The organism is Streptomyces sp. DH-12 (genome assembly GCF_002899455.1).
Taxonomy (GTDB): domain Bacteria; phylum Actinomycetota; class Actinomycetes; order Streptomycetales; family Streptomycetaceae; genus Streptomyces.
The window spans coordinates 5,181,644-5,204,971 of the sequence record NZ_PPFB01000001.1 but is presented as its reverse complement, the minus strand read 5'-3'; the positions used below and the strand labels follow the sequence as shown (position 1 = coordinate 5,204,971).

The following is a 23,328-nucleotide window of genomic DNA, read 5'->3' as shown; positions in this document are numbered from 1 at the left end:
GGCTCACGGCCCCTCCGGCACCCGGGCGATCAGTCGAGGTACCCGCGCAGCTGGTCCGCGTAGGCGTGGTCCCGGAGCTTGTTGAGCGTCTTGGACTCGATCTGGCGTATGCGTTCCCGCGTCACGCCGAAGATGCGGCCGATCTCCTCCAGCGTGCGGGGCCGCCCGTCGGCCAGCCCGTAGCGCAGCTGCACCACCTTGCGTTCGCGCTCCCCCAGTGTGGACAGCACCGCCTCCAGGTGCTGCCGCAGCAGCAGGAACGCCGCCGACTCCGCGGGGCTGGCGGCGTCCCCGTCCTCGATGAGGTCGCCGAGCGCGACGTCGTCCTCCTCGCCCACGGGCGCGTGCAGCGACACCGGCTCCTGGGCCAGCCGCAGCACCTCGCCCACCCGCTCGGGCGGCAGGTCCAGGTGGGCGGCGACCTCCTGCGGCGTCGGCTCGCAGCCGCGCTCCTGGAGCATCCGCCGCTGCACGCGCACCACACGGTTGATCAGTTCCACGACGTGCACCGGCACGCGGATGGTGCGGGCCTGGTCGGCGAGCGCCCGGGACATGGCCTGCCGGATCCACCAGGTCGCGTACGTGGAGAACTTGAAGCCGCGCGCGTAGTCGAACTTCTCCACGGCCCGGATCAGGCCGAGGTTGCCCTCCTGGACCAGGTCCAGCATGGTCAGCCCGCGGCCCACGTACCGCTTGGCCACGGAGACGACCAGCCGCAGGTTCGCCTCGATCAGGCGGCGTTTGGCCATGCGGCCCGCGACGACGAGCCGGTCCAGGTCGTGCGCGAGCCGGCTGTCCAGGTCGGGGGTGAGGCGCAGCTTCTCCTCGGCGAACAGGCCGGCCTCGACCCGGCGGGCGAGCTCCACCTCCTCGGCGGCGGTGAGCAGCGGGATGCGGCCGATCTCCCGCAGGTACTGGCGGAACAGGTCGGAGGAGGGGGCGCCGGTCTCGGGCCGCACCGGCGGACCGACCGGCTCGGCCGGCCCCACGACGTCCGGCGGCCCGGCCTCGGCGGGGTCCTCCGCGGACCGGGGCTCCACCGGCGCGAGCGGCTCCGGACCCGTCCCGGGGCGCTGCCCGGCGCGGCTGCGCATGGGCATCGCGACCAGCAGATCCGCGTCCGGCGCGGCGCCGGCGACGTCGGTGTCGGTCTGGGTGAGGGGCTGGGTGAGGGTCCGGGTCTGCACGGGGGCGACCTCCAGGATGATCGCTGCCTGGGGGTGGGGCAGCGGTTCTTCAGGGGCGGAGTCGACGGCCTCGCCGCTGTCCGTCCCGTACGCGAGGGGCGGAGCCGCGGGGGTGTGCGGCCCGTCACCGACGGGCCGGCCGCGCTCCGAGGACTCAGGCACCGCCCCCAGTGTGGGGTACGGCACATCGTCCTCACGAGGGGCGTGCGATGACTTTTTGCGTCCGCGCCGTCACCGACCGGTCATCCGGGAGGCCGACGGCCCTGGCGGGTGGGCGCGTCCGCGGAGGAACGCGGTGACTACAGGGCCGCCGCGCCGTGTTCGCGCAGGGCCTGGTCGTACTGCTGGAGGACCCACAACTCGTTCTGCACGGCGGCGAGTTCGCTCGGTTCGCCGTGGTTGCCGAGGCGGGTGAGGCGACTGGTGATGTCGCGGATGCGGCGTTCGACGGCGCGGCGGCGGACGGTGACGAGCTGGGCGCCCGCATAGGTCTCGTCGACGTCCTTGACGCCCCGGTGCAGCATGATCGCCTCGACCGCCAGCTCCGTGACCATGGCGCGGACCGTGTCGTCGGGGGCCGCGTCGCGGACCCGGATCAGATACTCCTGCGGGTCGTGGACGCCGTGCTCGGCGCCGCCCGCGTCCAGGATCGCCTGGCGCACGGCCGCGTAGGGCGGGGCGGTGAACTCGTCGACGCCGTACGCGTCGAAGGCGGGCGAGACCAGCTCCGGACGCTGGAGGGCGAGCTTGAGCAGTTCGCGCTCGGTGGCGAAGACCGGGTTGCGGAGGTTCAGGGCGGGGCCGCGCGGGGCGGCCGGCGCGGCGGCGTACTGCTGGGGGCCGCCGGCGGGACGGCGGTGCTCGGGGGCCGGGCCCTTGCCGCCGCGGTCGCGGGCCCAGCGGGCGAGCTGGGCGACCCGCTTCACGACGAACTGCGTGTCGAGGATGCCGAGCATCCCGGCGAGCTGGACGGCGACCTCGTGCTGGGCGCCGCTGTTCTTGATCCGGGCCACGACCGGGGCGGCCTCGTCGAGGGCGGCGGCGCGGCCGGCCGGGGTGTCCAGGTCGTAGCGGCCGACGATCTGGCGGAGCGCGAACTCGAACAGCGGGGTGCGCGGCTCGACCAGGTCGGCGACCGCCTCGTCGCCCTTGGCGAGCCGCAGGTCGCAGGGGTCCATGCCGTCGGGCGCGATGGCGATGTACGTCTCGGCGGCGAACTTCTGGTCGTCCTCGAAGGCGCGCAGGGCGGCCTTCTGGCCGGCCGCGTCGCCGTCGAAGGTGAAGATGACGCGCGCCGAGCCGTTGTCCATCAGCAGGCGGCGCAGGATCTTGATGTGGTCGCCGCCGAAGGCGGTGCCGCAGGTGGCGATGGCCGTCGTCACGCCCGCGAGGTGGCAGGCCATGACGTCGGTGTAGCCCTCGACGACGACCGCGCGGGAGGACTTCGCGATGTCCTTCTTCGCCAGGTCGATGCCGTAGAGGACCTGGGACTTCTTGTAGATCGCCGTCTCGGGCGTGTTGAGGTACTTGGGGCCGTTGTCCGCGTCGTGGAGCTTGCGGGCGCCGAAGCCGACGACGTCGCCGCCGATGTCGCGGATGGGCCACATCAGCCGGCCGCGGAAGCGGTCGATGGGGCCGCGGCGGCCCTCCTGGGCGAGCCCGGAGAGCACCAGCTCCTTGTCGCTGAAGCCCTTGCCGCGCAGGAAGCGGGTGAGGTGGTCCCAGCCCTGGGGGCTGTAGCCGACGCCGAAGTGCACGGCGGCGGCCTGGTCGAAGCCGCGCTCGGCGAGGAAGAGGCGGCCGGTCTCCGCCTCGGGGCTGGTCGCGAGCTGTTCCGCGTACCACTCGGCGGCCAGCTTGTGCGCCTCGACCAGCCGGATGCGCTCCCCGCGCTGGTGGGCCGGGTTGTACCCGCCCTCCTCGTAGCGCAGGGTGATGCCGGCCTGACCGGCCAGGCGCTCGACCGCCTCCGAGAAGGAGAGGTGGTCGATCTTCATCACGAAGGTGAGGGTGTCACCGCCCTCCTGGCAGCCGAAGCAGTGGAAGAGTCCCTTGCTCGGGCTGACCTGGAAGGACGGCGACTTCTCGTCGTGGAACGGGCAGAGGCCCTTCAGGTTGCCGCCGCCCGCGTTGCGCAGCTGGAGGTACTCGGACACCACGGCGTCGATCGGGACCGCGTCCCGTACCGCCTTCACGTCCTCGTCATTGATCCGTCCTGCCACGCGTAGATTCTACGGGTGCGCCATGACGTCCCCGGGGCACGGAGCGCCCCGGAAGGGAACCGGCACTGTGACATGCGCGGCACGCCCTCACCGGGTGGAGGACTCGACGCCCTCGCGGGCGGCGCGGTGCCGGACGCCTCGCCCGCGCGGCCGTCGTCGCGGGTCGGTCAGGGGCGTGCGCGGGCGGCCGGGACGTTCAGGCAGAGGGCGATGTTCCGGACCGCGGCGGTGAGTTCCTCGATCACCCGGGCTGCCTGCTCCGCGTTGTGGAAGGCCGGGTCCCCGGCCAGGGACCGGTGCAGTTCCTCCGCCGCCCGGAGGGCCGGATCGGCGGCCTCGGCGGGGGGAGGGGCCGGGACGGGCGCGGACGCCTCGGCCGGGGCGGGCGGGAGCGGGGCCTGCGGGGCGGTCCGGGACGGCACGGCCGGGTCCGCCACGGCGGTGCCGGACGCCGCGGGTCCGCCGGAGGGGCCGGGGGCGGGTCCGGGGGCGACCGGAGCCGGGGGGCCGGCCGGCACCGTGCCGTCCTCCCTTTCCCTCGGGCTTTCCCCGGGGGACCCGTCGGCCTCCCGCCGGTACTCCCTGAGCGGGGTGCGGAAGACGCCGGAGACGCCGGTCACGGAGAAGCAGCCCTGCTGTCCCGGCCGCGCCGGCGCGGCCGGGACGGCAGGGGCGGCGGGGGCAGGGGCGGACGGGGCCGGGCGGGAGTCCTGGGGGAGCCGCTCGACGTGCGGGGGGTGATCGCGGTCCGGCGCGCTGCGCGTCCGGGGCAGCACGATGTGCTCGAAACCCGGGAACGCCAGGGTGGTGGAGCGCGTGACGGGGCGCGCGTCGTACTCGGTCTGCCACTGCGCGCGGTAGCAGTCGACCTGGTCGGCGCAGGCGGCGCGGGCGTGGAAGACCGCCGTGTCCTCCCCCAGGTTCGGGTACCAGAGGTTCGGCCCGGGGAAGCGCACGGTGCGCATCCGCGGCCTGATCGGCTCGGCGCACCCCATGCAGCAGCCCTCCGGGACCATGAGGGGGATGCCGGCGTTCTGTTCCGGCCGGCGGGGGCCGCCCTCCCAGCGGTACTCCCCGTGGTGGCAGGGCGGCAGTTCACCGCAGGCGCGGCAGACCGCGTAGTGCTCCGGGAGGACCTGCCAGTCGTGGCTGGCGGGCGCGCACCAGTGCTTCGGCGTGGAGCGGGGCAGGTTCTCGTCGCGCAGCACGAGGACCACCGGGCGCTTGTAGAACTCGGACCGCTCGGGGGCCGGCTTGGCCGCCCGGTTGTTGGCCCGCAGCAGTCCGTTGGCGTGCCACCACAGTTCCACGTGGTCGCGCCAGGCCTTCTCGTAGCAGTCCGGCCACCGGTCGCCCGGGTAGCCGTTGATCTCCAGGATCCGCCATGCCTGACGGTCCAGTACCACGATGGAGCCGGCCCGCAGTCGCATGTACGTGCCGTCGTCGCCCTCGTCCGGCCAGTCGTGCCGGCCGATCCGAGTGGGCTGGTCTGGGAGCCACCTGCGAACCTGCATGTCATGCTCCTCGGTGCGAAACTTCATAGTTTCAACTGGGGCAGTTGACGACATTCTGAACAATCAGGACGTTTACCTCGGTGTAGACACGCGCGCTGTCGGGGTAAGTCGTCCGGAAGCGCCCTTCCCGGCCCCGGTCCCTTCCGGAAACACCGTCGGACCGGGGCTTTTCACTCCTCGTGCCGGCCGGCGCCCGTCCGTGCCGGGTGAGGGGGCGACGGGATCTCCGGGCCGGTCCGGCACGCCCTCACACCTCCGTCGCCCGGACGTGCCCGTACCGGTCGCTGCCGCCGCACGCCGGGTCGTGGTCCGGGTCGTGCTTCCACTCGCTCCCGGTGACCTCGAAGTTCGCGCCCGGCATCAGCAGCACCTCCGCCTCGTAGCCCTGGTACTGGTGGAGGGGTCGATGTCACGGCCGTGCTTCCCGGTGAGCGTCAGCTCCAGGAGGATCCGGTGCGTCTTCGTGCCGGAGACCCGCTGGCCGCGCATGAAGTCCAGGGCCACGCCCTTGTCCCTGCTGGTGCTGTCGAAGGAGCTCGTGAAGACGGATCCCGGCCGGTGGTTCAGCGCGGCCTGCTTGCCGAGGCGGTGGACCGACTCGTCCCCGCCGAGGTTCCAGTCGCCCTGGAAGACGGTGCCGGTGACGGGAGGCAGCCGGTCCAGCGCCTCCATCGTCATGTCGGCGTGCGCCTTGAGCTCCTCGAAGAGCACGGGGCGAGGACCTCGATCCGCGCCTCGATGGCGTCCGTCGCCTCCTTGGCCACCGGGTCCGAGCCCCGGGCGGCCGCGAGCCGCGGCCCGATCACCGGATCCTCGTCGAGGGTGGGCACCCACTCCTGGCCGGGGCCGTCGTTCTGGGCGGCCCGGCGGAGCTGTCCCTTGATCTGCCGCAGGGAGACGGCCTCGGCGCCGGCGGTGGCCACGCCGACGGTGCCGTACGGCGCGTACCCGCCGGGACCTCCGGGCTTTCCGGCCCCACGTCCCCTGCCCGAAGGGGAACTCGCGCTGCACCGGGACCGCCGGCGACCCCGCCGGGCGGATCGTGGCCTCCTAGGCGACCAGGCTCTCCAGCGGCACGTGCGGATCCGCCAGCGCCTCCGTGTCCACCGCCTCCCGGGACCGGATCAGCCGCTGGACCGTGTCCGTGACGTCCCACACGTTCACGTTCATCCCGGCCAGCACGCGTCCCTCGCGCACCCAGAACGCGATGAACTCCCGCTTGCCCGCGTCGCCCCGGACGACCACCTGGTCGTAGGACCCGGGCGGCGCCCAGCCGGAGTACTCCATGCCGAGGTCGTACTGGTCGGTGAAGAAGTACGGGACACGGTCGTAGACCTCGTCGCGGCCGAGCATGGCGCGGGCCGCCGCCGGGCCGCCGTTGAGCGCGTTGGCCCAGTGCTCCACCCGCAGCCGGGTGCCGGACAGGGCGTGCGGGAAGGACGCGACGTCCCCGGCCGCGTAGATGTCCGGGTCGGACGTGCGCAGCCGTTCGTCGACGAGGACGCCCCCGCCGGACGCGGCGTCGGCGATCTCCAGGCCCGCCGCCTCCGCGAGGGAGGTCCGCGGGGCCGCGCCGATCGCGGCGAGCACGGCGTGCGCCGGGTGCTCCTCGCCGTCGTCGGTGCGGGCGGCGAGGACCATGCCGTCCTGGCCGGTGATCTCGGTGAGCGTGGCGCCGAAGTGGAAGCGCACGCCGTGCTCGCTGTGCAGCTCGGCGAAGAGCTGCCCCAGTTCGGGGCCGAGGACCGAGTGCAGCGGGGCCTGCCCCCGGTGGACGACGGTGACCTCCGCGCCGTACTGCCGGGCCGCCGCCGCGGTCTCCAGGCCGATCCAGCCCGCGCCGGCGATCACCAGGTGGCCGTTGTCCCGGCCGAGGGCGGTGAGGACGCCCTTGAGGCGCTCGGAGTGGGCGAGGCGGCGCAGGTGGTGGACGCCCACCAGGTCGGTGCCCGGGACGTCGAGCCGGCGGGGCTCGGCGCCGGTGGCGAGCAGCAGCTTGTCGTAGCGGACGGTGGTGCCGTCCTCGCCGAAGCGGACGGTCTTCGCGGCGCGGTCCACGGCGGCGACGGTCTGCCCCAGGTGCAGTTCGACGTCGTGCTGCGCGTACCAGCCGGGCTCGTGCACGAAGACGCTGTCGCGCTCCGCCGAGCCGAGGAGGTACCCCTTGGACAGCGGCGGACGCTCGTAGGGGCGGTCGCGCTCGTCGCAGATCAGTATCACGCGGCCGGTGAAGCCCTCCGCTCTCAGCGTCTCGGCCGCCTTCGCGCCGGCCAGGCCGCCTCCGACGATGACGAAAGTCTGATCCGCGTCGACCACGTGATGCCTCCTTCGAGCGTTGCCACCAGCGAGCCTCCCGCAAGCGGAAGGCCGCGGGAAGGGGGAGTGACCCGATCAGGCCACCTGTTTCACGTCCGGCCGGTGAGCCGGGCGTGCAGGAAGCGGGCCGAGGCGTCCGTCAGGGACGCGATCTGGTCCACGACGACCCGCTTGCGGGCGCGGTCGTCCGGCGCCCGGTCGAACAGCCTGCGGAACTGCGGGTCCAGCCCGTCGGGGGCGCGGGCGGTCAGCGCCTCCGCCAGCTCCAGCACGACGACGCGCTGGTCGGCGCGGAGCCGCTCCTGCTCGGCGCGCTGCATGACGTACCGGTCGGCGACCGCCTTGAGGACCGCGCACTCCATGCGCGTGGAGCGCGGGACGACCAGCTCGGCCCCGTACCGGGTGAGGCGGCCGCCGCCCCAGGCCTGCCGGGTGGCGCTCTCGGCGGCGAGGCAGAAACGGCCGATGAGCTGGCTGGTGGCGTCCTTGAGGCGGGCCTGGGCGACAGCGGTGCCGTCGTAGCCGTGCGGCCACCACTCCTGGGCGAGCAGCCGGTCGAGGGCCTCGGCGAGCTCGGCGGGGTCGGTGTCCGCCGGGACGTACCGGCGGACGGCGACCGCGAAGACGGCCTCCCGCTCCGGGTCGGCGTGCAGGCAGTTGGGGTCGATGTGCCCCGCGTGCAGGCCGTCCTCCACGTCGTGGACCGAGTACGCCACGTCGTCCGCCCAGTCCATGACCTGCGCCTCGAAACAGGTGCGGGTGCCGGGGGCGTCCTTGCGGAGCCACTCGAAGACCGGCCGGTCGTCGTCGTAGACGCCGAACTTCACCGACGCCGGGTCGGTGGGGTGGGCGCCGCGCGGCCAGGGGTACTTGGTGGCCGCGTCGAGGGCCGCCCGGGTGAGGTTGAGGCCGACGGAGCCCTCGGGGGTGAACCGTTTGGGCTCGATGCGGGTGAGCAGCCGCAGCGACTGCGCGTTGCCCTCGAAGCCGCCGCAGTCCTCGGCGAACTCGTTCAGCGCCTGTTCGCCGTTGTGCCCGAACGGCGGGTGGCCGAGGTCGTGGGAGAGGCAGGCGGCCTCCACCAGGTCGGGGTCGCAGCCGAGGGCGGCGCCCAGCTCCCGGCCCACCTGGGCGCATTCGAGGGAGTGGGTGAGGCGGGTGCGGGGGCTGGCGTCCCACACCTGGCTGTGCGCGCCGGGGGTGACGACCTGCGTCTTGCCGGCGAGGCGGCGCAGCGCGGCGGAGTGCAGCACGCGCGCCCGGTCGCGCTGGAAGGCGGTGCGGCCCGGCCGCTTGTCGGGCTCGGCGGCCCAGCGCTCGACGGCCGGCGGATCGTACCCGGCGGGCGGGAGGTGGTGCGTGGACGGGTCGGACGTGCCGGACGTGATGCCTTCCATGATCCGACAGTAGCTCCGGCCGGTGACGTCCCGGACACCGGTGGACGTGTCACGCGGGGGCGAGGGCGGTCACTCCGGCGACCGGGGCGGCGGTGCGCAGCGCCCGGTCGTAGCGGTGGAGGAGCAGGCGGGCCAGCGCGGGGTGGGTGCCGAGCGGGCCGGCGACGGTGCCGGGCGCCGCCTTCGCGCACGCGGCGGCGAACCGGCCGGGGGCGGTGAAGCAGGAGGCGACGGCGACCCGGGTGCGGCCGCGGGCGGCGAGGGCGCGCACCGCCTCGGGCACGGTGGGCGCGGCGGCGGAGGCGTAGGCGGGGACGACGGGCACGCCGAGCCGGGCGGCGAGCAGCCCGGCGATGCGCTCGGTGTCGGCGCGGGAGGCGGGCGCGCGGGACCCGGCGGAGGCCAGCACCACGGCGCCGGTGCGGCGGCCCTCCGCGTCCCTGGGGGCCTGCCAGCCCGCCTCGGTGAGCCGTGCGTGCAGGGCGTCCACGAGCAGGGGGTGCGCCCCGAGCGGGCCGGCGACCCGGGTGGGCAGCGGCGCCGCCGCGGCGGCGTCGGGGATGTCCCGGGTGACGTGGTGGCCGCGGCCGAACAGCAGCGGGACGAGCACGGCGGACCCGGCGCCGTGCGTGGCCAGCTCGTCGAGGGTGTCGGGCAGCAGCGGGGCGTTCAGCTCGATGTGGCCGAGGTGCACCGGCAGCCCGGGGCGCAGCGCGCGGACCCGTTCCAGGAGCCGCCGCACGGTGGCCGGGGCGCGCGGGTCGCGGCTGCCGTGGGCCACCACGACGAGGGCGGGGGGCGGGGCGACCGGGCGGGGCCGGGCGCCGGGGTGCGTCGGATACGCCGTCATGCGGCGAGCGTGACCGGACGAGGTTGCCCTGCCGTTGCGTCGGGGTCACGCGTGTTTGCGGGGTGTTCACGCGGGGGTGCGGGGCGGTGTGAGGCGGCAGGTCTCCCGTTCCCGGAACGCCGGAACCCCGGAACCCCGAACCCCGGAACCCCGTGAGACCGGTCACACGGCGCGAACCGCGGGCCCCGGCGGGGCGTCCTACCGGGTCCAGGAGCGACCGGGGAGGCCGTCCGATGCGCCGTTTCGCGTTTCACCGCCCGCGGCTGCCGCGCACCCGCGCGGGGCAGCGGCGGCTGGTGCGGGCCGTGGTGGCGGTGTGCGTGCTGGCGCTGCTGCCGGCGACCTGGCTGCGGCTGAGCACCGGCGACCGGCTGCGCACCGTCGCCGACGTGCCGCGCACCGAGGTGGCCGTGGTGTTCGGCGCGGGGCTGTGGGACGGGGAGCCGTCGCCCTACCTCGCGCACCGGCTGGACGCGGCGGCGGAGCTGTACCGCGCGGGGCGGATCCGGGTGGTGCTGGTCACCGGCGACAACAGCCGGGAGGAGTACGACGAGCCGGACGCGATGCGCGCCTACCTGACCCGGCACGGGGTGCCCGACGCGCGGATCGTCAGCGACTACGCGGGCTTCGACACCTGGGACTCCTGCGTCCGCGCCCGGAAGATCTTCGGCGTGGACCGGGCGGTGCTCATCAGCCAGGGCTTCCACATCCGGCGGGCGGTGGCGCTGTGCGAGGCGGCGGGCGTCACGTCGTACGGCGTCGGCGTGGCCGACCGCCACGACGTCACCTGGTACTACGGCGGCGCCCGCGAGGTCCTCGCGGCCGGGAAGGCGGCCCTGGACGCGGTGTTCCGGCCGGACCCGCACTTCCTCGGGCCCGAGGAGGCGGGGGTGCGGCGGGCGCTGGCGGACGCCCGCGGTTCCGGCGGGCCGGACTGACGGGCCGGCCGGACCCGGTGGCCGGACTGACGTCCGGCACCGACGACACGGCACGGCTGTGCGGCGACCGTGTCCGGCTCGTCGGCGTCCGAGCGGGGCGCGCCGACGCCTCACCGTGGGCGGCGGCCGGCGGAGAGGGGGCCGTGTCCGGGGTGTAACAGCGGCCGGCGCGGTGCGTAACACCGGCGGCGCAGCCTGGTCCGTATGCGAAGCACCGTGACGTCCACGCACTGCCCCTACTGCGCGCTGCAGTGCGGCATGAACCTGACGCCGGCCGCCGACGGGCGGACCGTCGAGGTGAGCGAGCGCGCGGACTTCCCGGTGAACCGGGGGGCGCTGTGCGGGAAGGGGCGGACCGCGCCGGCCGTGCTGTCCCCGGCCGTGCGGCTGACCTCGCCGCTGGTGCGGTCGGCGGCGGGCGCGCTGGAGCCGGCCTCCTGGGAGGAGGCGCTGGACCGGGTCGCCGAAGGGATCGGAAACGCTCGCGCGCACCACGGCGCGGACGCGGTCGGGGTGTTCGGCGGGGGCGGTCTCACCAACGAGAAGGCGTACTCCCTGGGGAAGTTCGCGCGGGTGGTGCTGGGCACCTCGCAGATCGACTACAACGGGCGGTTCTGCATGTCGTCGGCCGCCGCCGCGGGAGGCAGGGCGTTCGGCCTCGACCGGGGTCTGCCGTTCCCGCTGGAGGACGTCCCGAGGACCGGCTGTGTGATCCTCGTCGGCGCCAACCCCGCCGAGACCATGCCCCCGGCCCTGCGCTACTTCACCGAGCTGAGGGAGAACGGCGGCACCCTGATCGTCGTCGACCCGCGTCGCACGCGCACCGCCGAGCAGGCCGACCTGCACCTGGCGCCGCGCCCCGGCACCGACCTCGCGCTGGCCCTGGGCCTGCTGCACCTGGTCGTCGCCGAGGGGCGCACCGACGAGGAGTACATCCGGGAGCGCACGGCCGGCTGGGAGGAGACCCGGGCCTCGGCGATGGCGCACTGGCCGGAGTACGTGGAACGCATCACCGGCGTGCCCGTGCCGCGACTCCGCGAGGCCGTACGGCTGTTCTGCGAGCCCGAGTCCGCGATGGTGCTCACCGCGCGGGGGCCCGAGCAGCAGTCCAAGGGCACCGACACGGTGAGCGCGTGGATCAACCTGGCCCTGGCGACCGGCCGGCCCGGCCGCCCGCTGTCCGGGTACGGCTGTCTGACCGGGCAGGGCAACGGGCAGGGCGGGCGCGAACACGGCCAGAAGGCCGACCAGTTGCCCGGTTACCGCAAGCTGACCGACCCGGCGGCGCGGGCGCACGTGGCGGAGGTCTGGGGCGTCGCCCCGGACAGTCTGCCCGGACCGGGCCGCAGCGCGTACGAGCTGCTGGACGCGCTGGGCACGGACATCCGCGCGCTGCTGCTGATGGGCTCCAACCCGGTGGTGTCGGCGCCGCGCGCCGCGCACGTCGAGGAGCGCGTCCGCTCGCTGGACTTCCTGGCGGTGTGCGACGTGGTGCTGTCGGAGACGGCCGAACTCGCCGACGTCGTGCTGCCGGTGACGCAGTGGGCGGAGGAGACGGGCACCATCACCAGCCTGGAGGGCAGGGTGCTGCTGCGTCGCCGGGCCGTCACCCCGCCGGCGGGCGTGCGCGGCGACCTGGAGGTGCTGCACGAGCTCGCCGCGCGGCTGGGCGGCGAGGGCAGCCCGGAGAAGCGCTTCCCGACCGACCCCGAGGAGGTCTTCGAGGAGCTGCGCCGGGCCAGCGCGGGCGGCCCCGCGGACTACTCGGGGATCACCTACCGGCGGCTGGCCGAGGGGAACGGGGTGTTCTGGCCGTGCCCCTCCCCCGAGGCCCCCGGTGAGGACGCCGGGACCGTCCACCCCGGCACCCCCCGCCTCTTCCTGGACCGGTTCGCCACCGAGGACGGCCGGGCGCGGTTCGTTCCGGTGTCGCACCGGGCGATCGCCGAGGAGCCCGAGGAGGAGTACCCGGTGCTGCTCACCACCGGGCGGGTCGTGGCGCAGTACCAGTCCGGCGCGCAGACACGGCGCGTGGACGAACTGAACGCCGCCGCGCCCGGCCCGTTCGTGGAGCTGCACCCCCGGCTCGCGCAGCGGCTCGGCGCCCGCGAGGGCGACCCGGTGGCCGTGGTGTCCCGGCGCGGCCGGGCGGTCGCCCCGGCCCGGATCACCACCGCGATCCGCCCCGACACGGTGTTCATGCCGTTCCACTGGGCCGGTGAGGGCCGCGCCAACACCCTCACCAACCCGGCCCTCGACCCGACGTCCCGGATGCCGGAGTTCAAGGCGTGCGCGGTACGGCTCGAGGCGGTACGCCCGTGAGCGCACCGCCTCGTGAGTGCCGTGAGCACCGTGCGGGCGGTCGGCCCACGCCCACCGCCCGTCGGACGGTCCCTGTGGCTCGGGGCGTCCCGGGCGGCCCCCGCGTGGGCGTACGACGCCCCGGCCCGCCTGCGGGCGCGCGGGACGCAGGGAACGGCCTGAGACGCCCGGCGTCCCGAGGGGCGCCCTCGCCCGGTCAGCCCTTCGCAGCCCCGCCCGGCCCAATGCGGCCGCACGCCGCTCGCCTGCTCACGTCCGCGTCGGTGACCTGCTGAAACGCGGGGCGGGCCGAGGGCTGCCGGGGTCGCCTGACACCCGTTCAGCCGGTGCCCTGACGCCTCCTCAGGGAGCGGTGGCGGCCCGGGGCGACTTACCTCGGAGGGGCAGGGACGCCGGTCGACGGCGGCACATGGGGGTGCCGCGGGCCGGGTCCCCTCCGTGAGCTCGAGGGAGCATCGATGCGACGTACCGCCCGGCTGCTGACCGGCACGACCGGCACCGCACTCGCCGTGGCCACCGCGGGGCTGCTCGCCGCCCCCGCGTACGCCGGGGAGGCCCCCGGCCCGTCGACCGCCGGTCTGCTCATGTACCCGTCGTCCGTCGCCCCGGGCGCGCAGGTCTCCGCGAACACCGCGGCGTGCGGTGACGAGGGGACGGCGGCGGGCGACGCCTCCGCGGTCGGCGCCGGCCGGTTCACGCTGGCGCCGAGCACGCACGAGGGGGAGGCGATCGGACAGTTCCAGGTGCCGCCGAGCGCGCAGCCGGGGACGTACGAGATCGTCGTCGCCTGTGCCGGGAGCGGGCGCCGGGTGAGCGGGGACCTCGTGGTGACGCTGACGCCCGACGCGGAGCAGATGGTTCCCCGGGGAAGCGTGAAGACGGGGGTCGGTGGCGCGCTGGGCCCCGACCCCGTACAGACCGCGGCCGGTGTGACGGCCCTCGCCGTCGCCGCCGCGGGCGGTACCTGGTTCCTGCATCGCCGGGCGAGAGGCGACGGGATCTGACGGGCATCCTCCGCCGCCCGTCCCACAGGTACCGCACGTCCCCTCCCCCTCCGGGCCCGACGCCCCTCGCGGCCCGGAGGGGGCACGGGGCCGACTCGAGGTGAGGTCACCCCATGCGCCGCAGGTTCCGCCGGCCCCGGAGTCCGGGCAACGCGGCGATGGCCGCCGTCACGGTGTGCGCCCTGTGCACGGGGGCCGTGCTGCTGCGGAACGGCGGGGGCGACGCCCCGCCGCAGCCGTCCGCCGCGCAGGCGCACTCCGCACTCGACGCGCACGGCCCGGCGCGGTCCGCGGCCCCCGCGCTGCCGCCGTCGCCGCCCGACCGGGTGCGCATTCCGGCGATCGGCGTGGACGCGCCGCTGACCGGCCTGGGGCTGACCCCGGCCGGCTCCCTCGACGTGCCGCCAGCCGACCGCCCGGACCTGGCCGGCTGGTACGAGGCCGGCGCCACTCCCGGTGAGCGGGGCACGGCGATCGTCGCGGGCCACGTCGACAACGCCGACGGCCCGGCCGTCTTCTACTCGCTCGGCGCCCTGCACAAGGGCAGCACGGTCGAGGTGGCCCGGCGCGACGGCACGGTCGCCGTGTTCACGGTGGACGCCGTCGAGGCGTACGACGCCCGGGACTTCCCCGACGAGAAGGTCTACGGCCCGGCCGGCCGACCGGAGCTCCGCGTCATCACCTGCGGCGCCGGCTACTCCCCCGCCACCGGCTACCGCGGCAACGTGGTCGTCTACGCCCACCTGACGGGGACCCGCTGACGGGCGCCGGGGTCCGCGGGCAGCCTCCGCCCCGGGGTCCGGCCCCATGAGGCCGGCCGCCGCCCGGACCGCGGGGTCCGTGGGCGCCCGCCCCCTCAAGGTGCTCCGCGCCCCGTGTCAGGACACAGGGGGGCGACCGCCGCCGGGGAAGCGGGCGGAGCCGGCCGGTCAGCTCTGCCAGAGGAACGCGCCTTCCGCGCACGGCACGCAGGCGAAGGCGTACCCGCAGCCGCCACCGCCGAAGTTCATCGCGGTCCCCTCGTCGCGGCCCTCCTCGAACTGGGCGACGAAGCTCATCGCCCGCGCGCACGACGGGCACACCGGCGTCTCGTCGCCCTGGAGCCACGCGGGAGCGCCGCCCAGGCCCCCGAGGACGTCCCGCACGGGACGGCCGCTCGCCTGCGCCCAGCGGTCGCGGGCCTCGGAGTAGGAGACCGCGTCGACCGCCGTGCGGTCGACGCCACAGGTCTCCGGCAGCAGGGTCTCGCCCTCCTCCGGCACCGGGGCGGGCGCGAGTCCGGCGCGGGGGAACACCAGCGCCCGGTTGCCGCCCGCGACCGGATCCCACTCGTCGCACAGCCCCGGGTCGTTCTGGCACATGAAAACCGACAGGACGTGCTCGGCAGCCTCGGCCCCCTGTGCCCCGGGGGCGTCCGCCGGCACCTGCGCGAGGAACTGCATCGGCCCCGCGCACTCCGCGCACCGCGGCCAGGTGAACCCGGCCGGGACCAGCGGCACGCCGCCGGTGCGGGTCACCGGCGCACGGTCGTCGACCGGCCCGGCATACGTCATCAAGGTGGTGGTCACGGTCGGGAAGCCTAGGTCAGCCCTCCGCCTCCCCTCTGCCGGGACCTACGCCACCCACTGCTCGTACGCCAGGTTCGCCACCAGGGCGAAGACCACCGTCAGCAGGACCACGCGGACGAAACCGCTGCCGCGCTTCAGGGCGGTACGGGCGCCGAGCATGCCGCCCGCCAGGTTGAAGACCGCCATCAGGGCCGCCAGGTGCCACAGGACCGCGCCCTGCCAGGCGAAGGTGGCGAGGGCGCCCGCGTTGGTGCAGCAGTTGACGATCTTGGCGGTGGCGGAGGCGGTGACCAGGTCGAGGTGGAGCACGGCGGTGAGCGCCAGGACGAGGAACGTGCCGGTGCCGGGGCCGATCAGGCCGTCGTAGAAGCCGATGCCGAGGCCGGCCAGGCCGATCGCGGCGAGGATCTGCCGGCGGGTGGCCGGGCCCGGCGCGGGTGCGGTGCCGAAGGCGGGCCGCAGGATGACGAAGGCGGCCACCGCGAGCAGCACCACCATGATGACCGGCTTGAGCACCTCGGTGCTCATCCCGGCCGCGAGGAACGCACCGCCGGACGACCCGGCGAGGGCGGCCAGCCCGATCCGCACCGCCGTCCGCACGTCCACCGGCGCCTTGCGGGCGTACGTCACCGCCGCACCCGTGGTGCCCACGATCGCGACCGCCTTGTTGGTGCCCAGCGCGTGCGCGGCCGGGGTGCCGGCGGGCAGACCGAGCAGCAGCGCCGGCAGGAGCAGCAGCCCGCCGCCGCCCACCACGGCGTCGATCCAGCCGGCGACGAGCGCGGCCACGCAGAGCAGGACGACCGTGGTCAGCGAGATGTCGGGCATGGCCGCGAGCCTACGAAGGCGAAAGATGTCACGTCCATCAAGATGAGCGTTTGTTGAGGTTGGCCTCCTCACGTCCGCCACGCGGCCGCCCCCGGAGGCCTCACACCCGGCGTCCGCGACCGCTGAGGGCAGCGTTCCGCGCGGGAAACAGAGGGGATGCCGCCGGGTAACACCCGCCCCGCACGCTCGGGACATGACCTCGAACGAGCGCGTGGTGGTGATCGGCTCCGGCCTCGCGGGCGTACGTCTCGCCCGGCGGCTCGGCGAGCTGGGCACGCCCGTGACGCTGATCGGCGAGGAGGAGCACCCGCCGTACAACCGGGTGCTGCTCGCCGAGGTGCTCGCCGGGCGCTACCGGCCCGAGGTGATCGCCCTGCCCGCCCCCGCGGAGCTGGTCCGCGCCCGGGTCACCGGCATCGACCGGGACCGGCGGACCGTCGTCCGCGCGGACGGCTCGGAGACCGCCTACGGGCGGCTGGTGCTGGCCACCGGCTCCAACCCCGTCCTGCCGCCGCTGCGCGGCCTGTTCACGAAGGACCGTGAGCTGCCCCGGGGCGTGCACGCGTTCCGCACCCTGGACGACTGCCTGGGCCTGTCCGCCGAGGTGCGGCCGGGCGTGCGGGCGGTGGTGATCGGCGGCGGGCTGCTCGGCGTGTCCGCGGCCCGCGCGCTGGCCGTGCGCGGCGCGCGGGTGGTCCTCGCCCAGCAGGCCGAGCGGCTCATGGAACGCCAGCTCGACCCGGCCGCCTCCGCGCTGGTCCGGCGCCATCTGACGGGGCTCGGCGTGGAGGTGCACACCGAGTGCCGGGTGCGGGACGTGCGCTGCGCCGGCGGCGCGGTCCGCTCGGTGGAGCTGGCCGACGGCTACGCCCTGGACGCCGACCTCGTGGTGCTGGCCTGCGGGGTGCGCCCGAGGGTCTCCCTCGCGCGGGCCGCCGGGCTCGACGTGGCCGAGGGCGTCGTCGTCGACGACGAGCTGCGCACCTCAGACCCGTGCGTCCACGCGGTCGGCGACTGCGTCCAGCACGCCGGCACCGTCTACGGGCTGGCCGCGCCGGCCCTGGAGCAGGCCGACGCGCTCGCCGCGCTGCTCGCCGGGGACGCCGCCGCCCGCTACACCGGCACCCGTTCGCTCACCCGGCTCACCCTGACCGGCCCGGACAGCCCCTTCGACCTGGCCGCGTTCGGCGAGACCGAGGGGCTGCCGGGCGACGACGTCGTGCGGCTCGCCGACGCCACCCGCGGCACCTACCGCAAGGTCGTGGTCCGCGGCGACCGCCTGGTCGGCGGCGTGCTGGTCGGCGAACTCGGCGCCGTCGGCGCCCTCGCGCGCGCCTGGGAGGGAGCGGAACCGCTCCCGTCCGACGGCGGGCCCCTGCTCCACCTGCTCACCCACGACGGAGGCTCCTGATGCCCACGGACACCCCGACCCTCGTGCTCGTCGGCCACGGCATGGTCGGCCAGCGCTTCCTGGAGGCGCTCGCCGAGCGCGGCCTGACCGCCACGCACCGCGTGGTCGTGCTGTGCGAGGAGCCGCGTCCGGCCTACGACCGCGTGCAGCTCACCTCGTACTTCTCGGGCCGGACGCCCGAGGAACTGTCGCTGACGGACCCGGCGTTCCTCGCGGACCACGGCATCGAGCTGCACGTCGGCGACCCGGCCGAGCGCGTGGACCGCGAGGCGCGCACGGTGACCGCCCGCTCCGGGCTGGTCGTCGGCTACGACGTGCTGGTGCTGGCGACCGGCTCCTGCCCGTTCGTGCCGCCGGTGCCGAACAAGGACGCCGAGGGCTGCTTCGTCTACCGCACCGTCGAGGACCTGCTCGCCATCGAGGAGTACGCGCGGAGCCGGGCGAGGACGGGCGCGGTGGTGGGCGGCGGTCTGCTCGGTCTCGAGGCGGCCGGCGCGCTCAAGGGCCTCGGACTCACCTCGCACATCGTGGAGTTCGCACCGCGGCTGATGCCGGTGCAGGTCGACGAGGGCGGCGGCGCGGCGCTGCTGCGCACCGTCGAGGACATGGGGCTGACCGTCCACACCGGCGTCGGCACCCAGGAGATCGTGGTCGACGAGGCGGGCGCCGTCACCGGCATGAAGCTGTCCGACGGCTCCGAACTCGCCACCGACCTGGTGGTGTTCTCCGCCGGCGTCCGCCCCCGCGACCAGCTCGCCCGCGACTGCGGTCTGGCGGTCGGCGAGCGCGGCGGGATCGCCGTGGACGAGCAGTGCCGTACGGTCACCGATCCGCGCGTGTTCGCGGTCGGCGAGTGCGCGCTGGCCGCCGACGGCCGGGTGTACGGCCTGGTCGCGCCCGGCTACGAGCAGGCCGAGACGGCCGCCGCGGCCATCGCCGGGGACGAGGCCGCCTTCACCGGCGCCGACCTGTCCACCAAGCTGAAGCTGCTCGGCGTGGACGTGGCGTCCTTCGGCGACGCGCACGGCACCGCCGACGACTGCCTGGACGTCGTCTACTCCGACTCCCGCGCGGGCCTGTACAAGAAGCTGGTGATCGGCCGGGACGGCACGCTGCTCGGCGGCATCCTGGTCGGCGACGCCGAGGCGTACGGCACGCTGCGGGCGTTCACCGGCTCGGTGCCGCCGGTCGCGCCGGAGTCGCTGGTGCTGCCCGCCGGCGCCGGGGCCCCGGCCGCGCTCGGCCCGTCCGCGCTGCCCGACGACGCGGTGATCTGCTCCTGCCACAACGTCACCAAGGGCACGATCCGCGGCGCGGTCACCGGCCACCGGTGCACCACCGTGCCCGAGGTGAAGAAGTGCACCAAGGCCGGTACCGGCTGCGGCAGTTGCGTCAAGGCGCTGGGCCAGCTGCTGGACGCCGAGCTGGAGGCGAACGGCGTCGAGGTCGACAAGGGCCTGTGCGGCTGCTTCTCCCGCACCCGCGAGGAGCTGTACGAGATCGTCCTCGCCCTGCGCATCACCTCCCACCGCGAACTGCTGGACCGGTACGGCCGCGAGGAGGCGCGCGGCGGCGACGGCTGCGAGGTGTGCAAGCCGACCGTCGGCTCGATCGTCGCGTCCCTCGCGCCGGCGATCGGCGCGAGCACCTATGTGCTGGACGGCGAGCAGGCGGCCCTCCAGGACACCAACGACCACTTCCTGGCCAACCTGCAGAGGAACGGCTCGTACTCGGTGGTGCCGCGCATCCCCGGCGGGGAGATCGCGCCGGAGAAACTGATCGTGATCGGCGAGATCGCCCGCGACTTCGGGCTCTACACGAAGATCACCGGCGGCCAGCGGATCGACATGTTCGGCGCGCGGGTCGAGCAGCTCCCCCTGATCTGGACCCGGCTGGTCGACGCCGGCTTCGAGTCGGGCCACGCGTACGGCAAGTCGCTGCGCACGGTGAAGTCCTGCGTCGGACGGACCTGGTGCCGCTACGGCGTCCAGGACTCGGTGCGCATGGCGATCGACCTGGAGCTGCGCTACCGGGGCCTGCGCTCCCCGCACAAGCTGAAGTCGGCGGTGTCCGGCTGCCAGCGCGAGTGCGCGGAGGCCCGGTCGAAGGACTTCGGCGTCATCGCCACCGCCCACGGCTGGAACCTCTACGTCGGCGGGAACGGCGGCGCCACTCCGCGCCACGCCGACCTGCTCGCGCAGGACCTCTCCGACGACGGGCTGATCCGCCTCATCGACCGGTTCCTGATGTTCTACATCCGCACCGCGGACCGGCTGGAGCGCACCTCCGCCTGGCTGGAGCGCGTCCCCGGCGGCCTGGACCACGTACGGGACGTGGTGGTGCACGACTCGCTGGGCATCTGCGACGAACTGGAGGCGCTGATGGCCGCGCACGTCGCGCACTACCGCGACGAGTGGGCGGAGACCGTCGACGACCCGGAGAAGCTGGCCCGGTTCGTGTCCTTCGTGAACGCCCCGGACACCCCCGACCCGGTGGTCGCCTTCGTCCCCGAACGCGGCCAGATCAAGCCCGACCTGCCCCTGCTGAGCATCGGCCCGCGTCCCGCCGACGACGTCCTGGAAGGAAGCGCACAGCGATGACCCTGGCACTCGAGACGACCACCGGCCTGACCGTACGGCTCCGCCTGACGGACGACTGGCTCGAGGTCTGCGGCCTCGACCGGCTGATCCCCGGCCGGGGCGTGGCCGCCCTGCTGCCCGACGGCCGGCAGGCCGCGGTGTTCACCGACCGCGCGGGCCGGCTGTACGCCATCGACAACCGCGACCCGTTCACGGGCGCGGCGGTCCTCTCCCGCGGCCTCACCGGCACCCACCGGGGCCGCCCGTTCGTCGCCTCCCCGCTCCTGAAGCAGCGCTTCGACCTGGAGACGGGCCGGTGCCTGGACGACGACACGGTCCGCGTGACGGCGTACGAGGTGGAGGCGGCCTGACCCACCCGGAGCGGCGTGCACGGCGGTGCGGACACCCGCTGTGCACGCCGCTCCGTCACCCGCCGGTTCGTCCGCGGTCACGAGGCGTCCACCCGGCTCCCCTAGGTTCGCTGCTCGCACGCCCCCGCCGCCGACCGGCGGCAGGACGGTCACAGGACCTTTGGAGCGACAGTGGAACGTCGTACCTTCCTTCGTGCGACCGCCGTCGGCGGCACCGCCTCCGTGCTCGGCGGGACCTTGTGGCGCGGCGCGGCAGCGGCCGCCCCCGCCCAGCCGGGCAGCGGCCCGTACGGTCCGCTCGGGGCGGCGGACGCCAACGGCGTCAGCCTGCCCGCCGGCTTCACCAGCCGCGTCGTCGCCCGTTCCGGCAGAACGGTCCCGGGCACCTCCTACACCTGGCACGACGCCCCCGACGGCGGCGCCTGCTACGCCGACGGACCGGGCTGGATCTACGTCTCCAACTCGGAGATCAACCCCTCCGGCGGGGCGAGCGCGCTGAAGTTCTCGGCCACCGGCACGGTCACGGGCGCGTACCGCGTCCTGTCCGGCACCCGGCAGAACTGCGCGGGCGGGAAGACCCCGTGGAACACCTGGCTGTCCTGCGAGGAGGTGGACCGCGGGTACGTCTACGAGACCGACCCGTGGGGCGTCAGGGCGGCCGTCCGCCGGGACGCGATGGGGCGCTTCAAGCACGAGGCGGCGGCGGCCGACCCGGTGCGCAAGGTGGTGTACCTGACGGAGGACGTGTCGGACGGCTGCTTCTACCGCTTCCGCCCCACCACCTGGGGCGACCTGTCGTCGGGCACGCTGGAGGTGCTGGTCGGCGGCAGCGGCGCCAACGGCCCGGTGAGCTGGGCGCGGGTCCCCGACCCGTCCGGCGCCACCGCCACCCGCAACCAGGTCTCGGGAGCCAAGCGCTTCAACGGCGGCGAGGGCTGCTACTACGCGGACGACACCTGCTGGTTCACCACGAAGGGCGACAACCGCGTCTGGCAGTACGACGCGTCCGCCCAGACCATCGCACTCGCCTACGACGACTCCCTGGTGACGGGCGGATCCGCTCCGCTGACGGGCGTCGACAACGTCACCGGCGCGGCTTCCGGCGACCTCTTCGTGGCCGAGGACGGCGGGAACATGGAGATCTGCGTCATCACGCCCGACGGCGTGGTCGCCCCGTTCCTCCGCGTCAGCGGCCAGTCCGGCTCGGAGATCACCGGCCCGGCCTTCTCCCCGGACGGGACCCGCCTGTACTTCTCGAGCCAGCGTGGCACGAGCGGCCGTTCGTCGGGCGGGATCACGTATGAGGTACGGGGACCGTTCCGGTCCTAGCGGAGAGCTACCCTCCGGTCACGTCACGTTCGCATCACGGGATCTCCGTATCCCCGACACGTCTCCCGCACCCCAGTAACTTCGTCAGCCTCGCACCGGGCACACGCTTTCGTCCGCACCTGGGGGGCTCCTCACCATGATCCCGTTCCGTACCTCAGCCGCCGCGCTGCTCGCCGCCGTCGCCCTGGCCGCCGTGCCGGCCACCGCCGTGGCCCACGACGGCAGCCACCCGTTCGAGAACTGCACCGACGCGTACGACAACGGGTACAGCAACATCCCCGAGGGGGACGAGCACTACGGCGAGCACCTCGACCGGGACGGCGACGGCGTCGGCTGCGACCAGCCGCCCGCGGACTTCGTGCCGCGCGACGGGAGCGACGACGACGCCGGCGCGGGCGCGGGGACCGACGGCGCCCAGGAGGGGAACGGCGGCGGCACCGACCTCGCCGAGACCGGCGGCAGCGGCACCACCCCGTACATCGCGGCGGGCGGCGCGGCCGTCGTCCTTCTCGGCGGCGGCCTGGTGATCGCCGCGCGCAAGCGCCGCGAGGACCGCTGATTCCCGCCCTCCGGGCGCCGGGGCCACGCCCCCGGCGTCCGGAGGGTCACAGCGACAGCAGCAGGGACCCTTCCTTGCCCTGCCGGCGGCGCACATGCCCGCGCCAGCCCGCCACCGGCGTCATGAGCGTCCAGGCCGCGAGCCCGGCGACCGCCCCGCCGAGCCGCCCCGAGGGGTCCACCTCGTCCGCCCGCTCCATCGGCACCACGCCCTCCGGGTCGCGGACCACGTCGAGCCGCTCCCCCACCTGCGGACTCCACGCGTCCCCGTTGTAGGTCAGCCGCTCGTCCAGCTCCCGGCCGTCCTCGCCGCGCAGCGTGTACCGGTGGTTCTTGCCGCCCGTCCCCGCCGCGCTGTCCGCGACGATCACCACGCTCTCGCGCACGCCGCGCACCTCCAGCGCCAGTTCCGGCGCGTACTGGACGGCCCCGACGAGGACGAACAGGCCGGGCGCCAGGGACAGCAGGGCGATCCAGCCCGCGCGGTGCAGCCACATCAGCAGCCAGGCGAACGTCAGGCAGAGCAGGGCGCCCACGACGATGGGCACGGCCACCCAGCGCAGCGCCAGGTAGGACACCCCGGCGGTGACCAGCGCGGCGGCCCATCCGCACAGCGTCACCCACACCGTGCGCCGCACCGACCGCCACGGGGAGACGCCTTCTCCGCCCGAGCGCCCGGCCGCGCCCTCGCGTATCACCTCTGCCACCGCTGCCCCTTTCACTCCCCGCCGCGGCGACCCGCGTCCGGCTCCGGACCCTACCGGCAGCCGTGACGTGTCGGTCAGTGCCCTCGGACGCTCCTGACCTGGCCCCCGCAGGCCCGCCGCCAGGAGGCCATCCCTCCGTTCGTGGCGTTGCGCCACGGTTCCGTCACATCACGTTCACATCACAGGTCGCTCGCACCCCTCTGCAGCACCCCTGAACCGCCAGTAGC

20 protein-coding genes are annotated in these 23,328 nt (G+C 75.0%); 9 read left to right on the top strand and 11 right to left on the bottom strand.

What is annotated here, in order from left to right; all coding sequences use genetic code 11:
• Window positions 1-29: 29 nt before the first annotated feature.
• The 8 genes from C1708_RS22330 to C1708_RS22300 form a co-directional block, all read right to left on the bottom strand.
• Window positions 30-1,349 carry an RNA polymerase sigma factor gene (locus C1708_RS22330; RefSeq protein WP_106416430.1) on the bottom strand — a complete coding sequence of 440 codons (1,320 nt, stop codon included), beginning with the start codon at window positions 1,347-1,349 and terminating at the stop codon, window positions 30-32.
• 137 nt (window positions 1,350-1,486) lie between these two features.
• Entirely contained in the window at window positions 1,487-3,409 is a 1,923-nt protein-coding gene (gene dnaG / locus C1708_RS22325; RefSeq protein WP_106414339.1) for a DNA primase, read from the bottom strand.
• Window positions 3,410-3,576: 167 nt separating this feature from the next.
• Window positions 3,577-4,923 (bottom strand): hypothetical protein, encoded by a 1,347-nt coding sequence (locus C1708_RS22320; RefSeq protein WP_106414338.1) that lies wholly within the window; start codon window positions 4,921-4,923, stop codon window positions 3,577-3,579.
• A 360-nt stretch (window positions 4,924-5,283) separates the two neighbouring features.
• Window positions 5,284-5,634, bottom strand: coding sequence for a hypothetical protein (locus tag C1708_RS35190; RefSeq protein ID WP_241911316.1), 351 nt, complete (start codon window positions 5,632-5,634; stop codon window positions 5,284-5,286).
• Window positions 5,598-5,846: a hypothetical protein gene (locus C1708_RS35185; RefSeq protein ID WP_241911315.1), complete on the bottom strand. Its 249-nt coding sequence runs from the start codon at window positions 5,844-5,846 to the stop codon at window positions 5,598-5,600. Before C1708_RS35185 ends, C1708_RS35190 begins: the two co-directional genes overlap by 37 nt.
• Before the next feature lie 127 nt (window positions 5,847-5,973).
• Window positions 5,974-7,239: an NAD(P)/FAD-dependent oxidoreductase gene (locus C1708_RS22310; RefSeq protein ID WP_106414337.1), complete on the bottom strand. Its 1,266-nt coding sequence runs from the start codon at window positions 7,237-7,239 to the stop codon at window positions 5,974-5,976.
• Window positions 7,240-7,328: 89 nt separating this feature from the next.
• Window positions 7,329-8,636 carry a deoxyguanosinetriphosphate triphosphohydrolase gene (locus C1708_RS22305; RefSeq protein WP_106414336.1) on the bottom strand — a complete coding sequence of 436 codons (1,308 nt, stop codon included), beginning with the start codon at window positions 8,634-8,636 and terminating at the stop codon, window positions 7,329-7,331.
• Window positions 8,637-8,685: 49 nt separating this feature from the next.
• On the bottom strand, window positions 8,686-9,486 hold the full coding sequence (locus tag C1708_RS22300) for a sirohydrochlorin chelatase (RefSeq protein ID WP_106414335.1): 801 nt from the start codon (window positions 9,484-9,486) through the stop codon (window positions 8,686-8,688).
• Window positions 9,487-9,719: 233 nt separating this feature from the next.
• On the opposite strand from C1708_RS22300, the gene C1708_RS22295 reads away from it, so the two are divergent.
• From C1708_RS22295 to C1708_RS22280, 4 genes are all read left to right on the top strand, one after another.
• A complete protein-coding gene (locus C1708_RS22295; protein ID WP_106414334.1) occupies window positions 9,720-10,424 on the top strand; it encodes a SanA/YdcF family protein in 705 nt (234 codons plus the stop codon).
• A gap of 204 nt (window positions 10,425-10,628) precedes the next feature.
• Window positions 10,629-12,746 carry a molybdopterin oxidoreductase family protein gene (locus C1708_RS22290; RefSeq protein ID WP_106414333.1) on the top strand — a complete coding sequence of 706 codons (2,118 nt, stop codon included), beginning with the start codon at window positions 10,629-10,631 and terminating at the stop codon, window positions 12,744-12,746.
• 458 nt (window positions 12,747-13,204) lie between these two features.
• Window positions 13,205-13,750 carry a hypothetical protein gene (locus C1708_RS22285; protein ID WP_106414332.1) on the top strand — a complete coding sequence of 182 codons (546 nt, stop codon included), beginning with the start codon at window positions 13,205-13,207 and terminating at the stop codon, window positions 13,748-13,750.
• A 113-nt stretch (window positions 13,751-13,863) separates the two neighbouring features.
• Window positions 13,864-14,511 carry a class F sortase gene (locus C1708_RS22280; RefSeq protein ID WP_106414331.1) on the top strand — a complete coding sequence of 216 codons (648 nt, stop codon included), beginning with the start codon at window positions 13,864-13,866 and terminating at the stop codon, window positions 14,509-14,511.
• 168 nt (window positions 14,512-14,679) lie between these two features.
• Here C1708_RS22280 and C1708_RS22275 read toward each other — a convergent pair whose 3' ends face one another.
• Window positions 14,680-15,318 carry a DUF1963 domain-containing protein gene (locus C1708_RS22275; protein WP_241911314.1) on the bottom strand — a complete coding sequence of 213 codons (639 nt, stop codon included), beginning with the start codon at window positions 15,316-15,318 and terminating at the stop codon, window positions 14,680-14,682.
• Window positions 15,319-15,363: 45 nt separating this feature from the next.
• Window positions 15,364-16,146, bottom strand: coding sequence for a sulfite exporter TauE/SafE family protein (locus tag C1708_RS22270; protein WP_106414330.1), 783 nt, complete (start codon window positions 16,144-16,146; stop codon window positions 15,364-15,366).
• Window positions 16,147-16,339: 193 nt separating this feature from the next.
• Between C1708_RS22270 and C1708_RS22265 the strand changes: the two genes are divergently transcribed.
• The 5 genes from C1708_RS22265 to C1708_RS22245 all read left to right on the top strand — a co-directional run bounded on the left by C1708_RS22265 (window position 16,340) and on the right by C1708_RS22245 (window position 22,395).
• Window positions 16,340-17,557, top strand: coding sequence for an NAD(P)/FAD-dependent oxidoreductase (locus C1708_RS22265; protein WP_106414329.1), 1,218 nt, complete (start codon window positions 16,340-16,342; stop codon window positions 17,555-17,557).
• Window positions 17,557-20,157, top strand: coding sequence for a nitrite reductase large subunit NirB (gene nirB / locus C1708_RS22260; protein ID WP_106414328.1), 2,601 nt, complete (start codon window positions 17,557-17,559; stop codon window positions 20,155-20,157). The genes C1708_RS22265 and nirB overlap by 1 nt, the downstream gene beginning before the upstream one ends.
• Entirely contained in the window at window positions 20,154-20,507 is a 354-nt protein-coding gene (gene nirD, locus C1708_RS22255; RefSeq protein ID WP_106414327.1) for a nitrite reductase small subunit NirD, read from the top strand. The genes nirB and nirD overlap by 4 nt, the downstream gene beginning before the upstream one ends.
• Before the next feature lie 171 nt (window positions 20,508-20,678).
• Window positions 20,679-21,836, top strand: a complete 1,158-nt coding sequence (locus C1708_RS22250; RefSeq protein WP_106414326.1) for an alkaline phosphatase PhoX — start codon at window positions 20,679-20,681, stop codon at window positions 21,834-21,836.
• 136 nt (window positions 21,837-21,972) lie between these two features.
• Complete coding sequence (locus C1708_RS22245; RefSeq protein WP_106414325.1) at window positions 21,973-22,395, top strand: LAETG motif-containing sortase-dependent surface protein; 423 nt, start codon at window positions 21,973-21,975, stop codon at window positions 22,393-22,395.
• Window positions 22,396-22,441: 46 nt separating this feature from the next.
• Here C1708_RS22245 and C1708_RS22240 read toward each other — a convergent pair whose 3' ends face one another.
• Window positions 22,442-23,101, bottom strand: a complete 660-nt coding sequence (locus tag C1708_RS22240; protein ID WP_241911313.1) for a hypothetical protein — start codon at window positions 23,099-23,101, stop codon at window positions 22,442-22,444.
• Window positions 23,102-23,328 lie beyond the last annotated feature (227 nt).

What these genes read in the sequence shown, in the direction of transcription:
- C1708_RS22320 (WP_106414338.1), bottom strand. Translation starts at nt 4,923, where the DNA reads ATGCAGGTTCGCAGGTGGCTCCCAGACCAGCCCACTCGGATCGGCCGG.
- C1708_RS22305 (WP_106414336.1), bottom strand. Translation starts at nt 8,636, where the DNA reads ATGGAAGGCATCACGTCCGGCACGTCCGACCCGTCCACGCACCACCTC.
- C1708_RS22300 (WP_106414335.1), bottom strand. Translation starts at nt 9,486, where the DNA reads ATGACGGCGTATCCGACGCACCCCGGCGCCCGGCCCCGCCCGGTCGCC.
- C1708_RS22295 (WP_106414334.1), top strand. Translation starts at nt 9,720, where the DNA reads ATGCGCCGTTTCGCGTTTCACCGCCCGCGGCTGCCGCGCACCCGCGCG.
- C1708_RS22290 (WP_106414333.1), top strand. Translation starts at nt 10,629, where the DNA reads ATGCGAAGCACCGTGACGTCCACGCACTGCCCCTACTGCGCGCTGCAG.
- C1708_RS22285 (WP_106414332.1), top strand. Translation starts at nt 13,205, where the DNA reads ATGCGACGTACCGCCCGGCTGCTGACCGGCACGACCGGCACCGCACTC.
- C1708_RS22280 (WP_106414331.1), top strand. Translation starts at nt 13,864, where the DNA reads ATGCGCCGCAGGTTCCGCCGGCCCCGGAGTCCGGGCAACGCGGCGATG.
- C1708_RS22270 (WP_106414330.1), bottom strand. Translation starts at nt 16,146, where the DNA reads ATGCCCGACATCTCGCTGACCACGGTCGTCCTGCTCTGCGTGGCCGCG.
- C1708_RS22265 (WP_106414329.1), top strand. Translation starts at nt 16,340, where the DNA reads ATGACCTCGAACGAGCGCGTGGTGGTGATCGGCTCCGGCCTCGCGGGC.
- nirB (WP_106414328.1), top strand. Translation starts at nt 17,557, where the DNA reads ATGCCCACGGACACCCCGACCCTCGTGCTCGTCGGCCACGGCATGGTC.
- nirD (WP_106414327.1), top strand. Translation starts at nt 20,154, where the DNA reads ATGACCCTGGCACTCGAGACGACCACCGGCCTGACCGTACGGCTCCGC.
- C1708_RS22245 (WP_106414325.1), top strand. Translation starts at nt 21,973, where the DNA reads ATGATCCCGTTCCGTACCTCAGCCGCCGCGCTGCTCGCCGCCGTCGCC.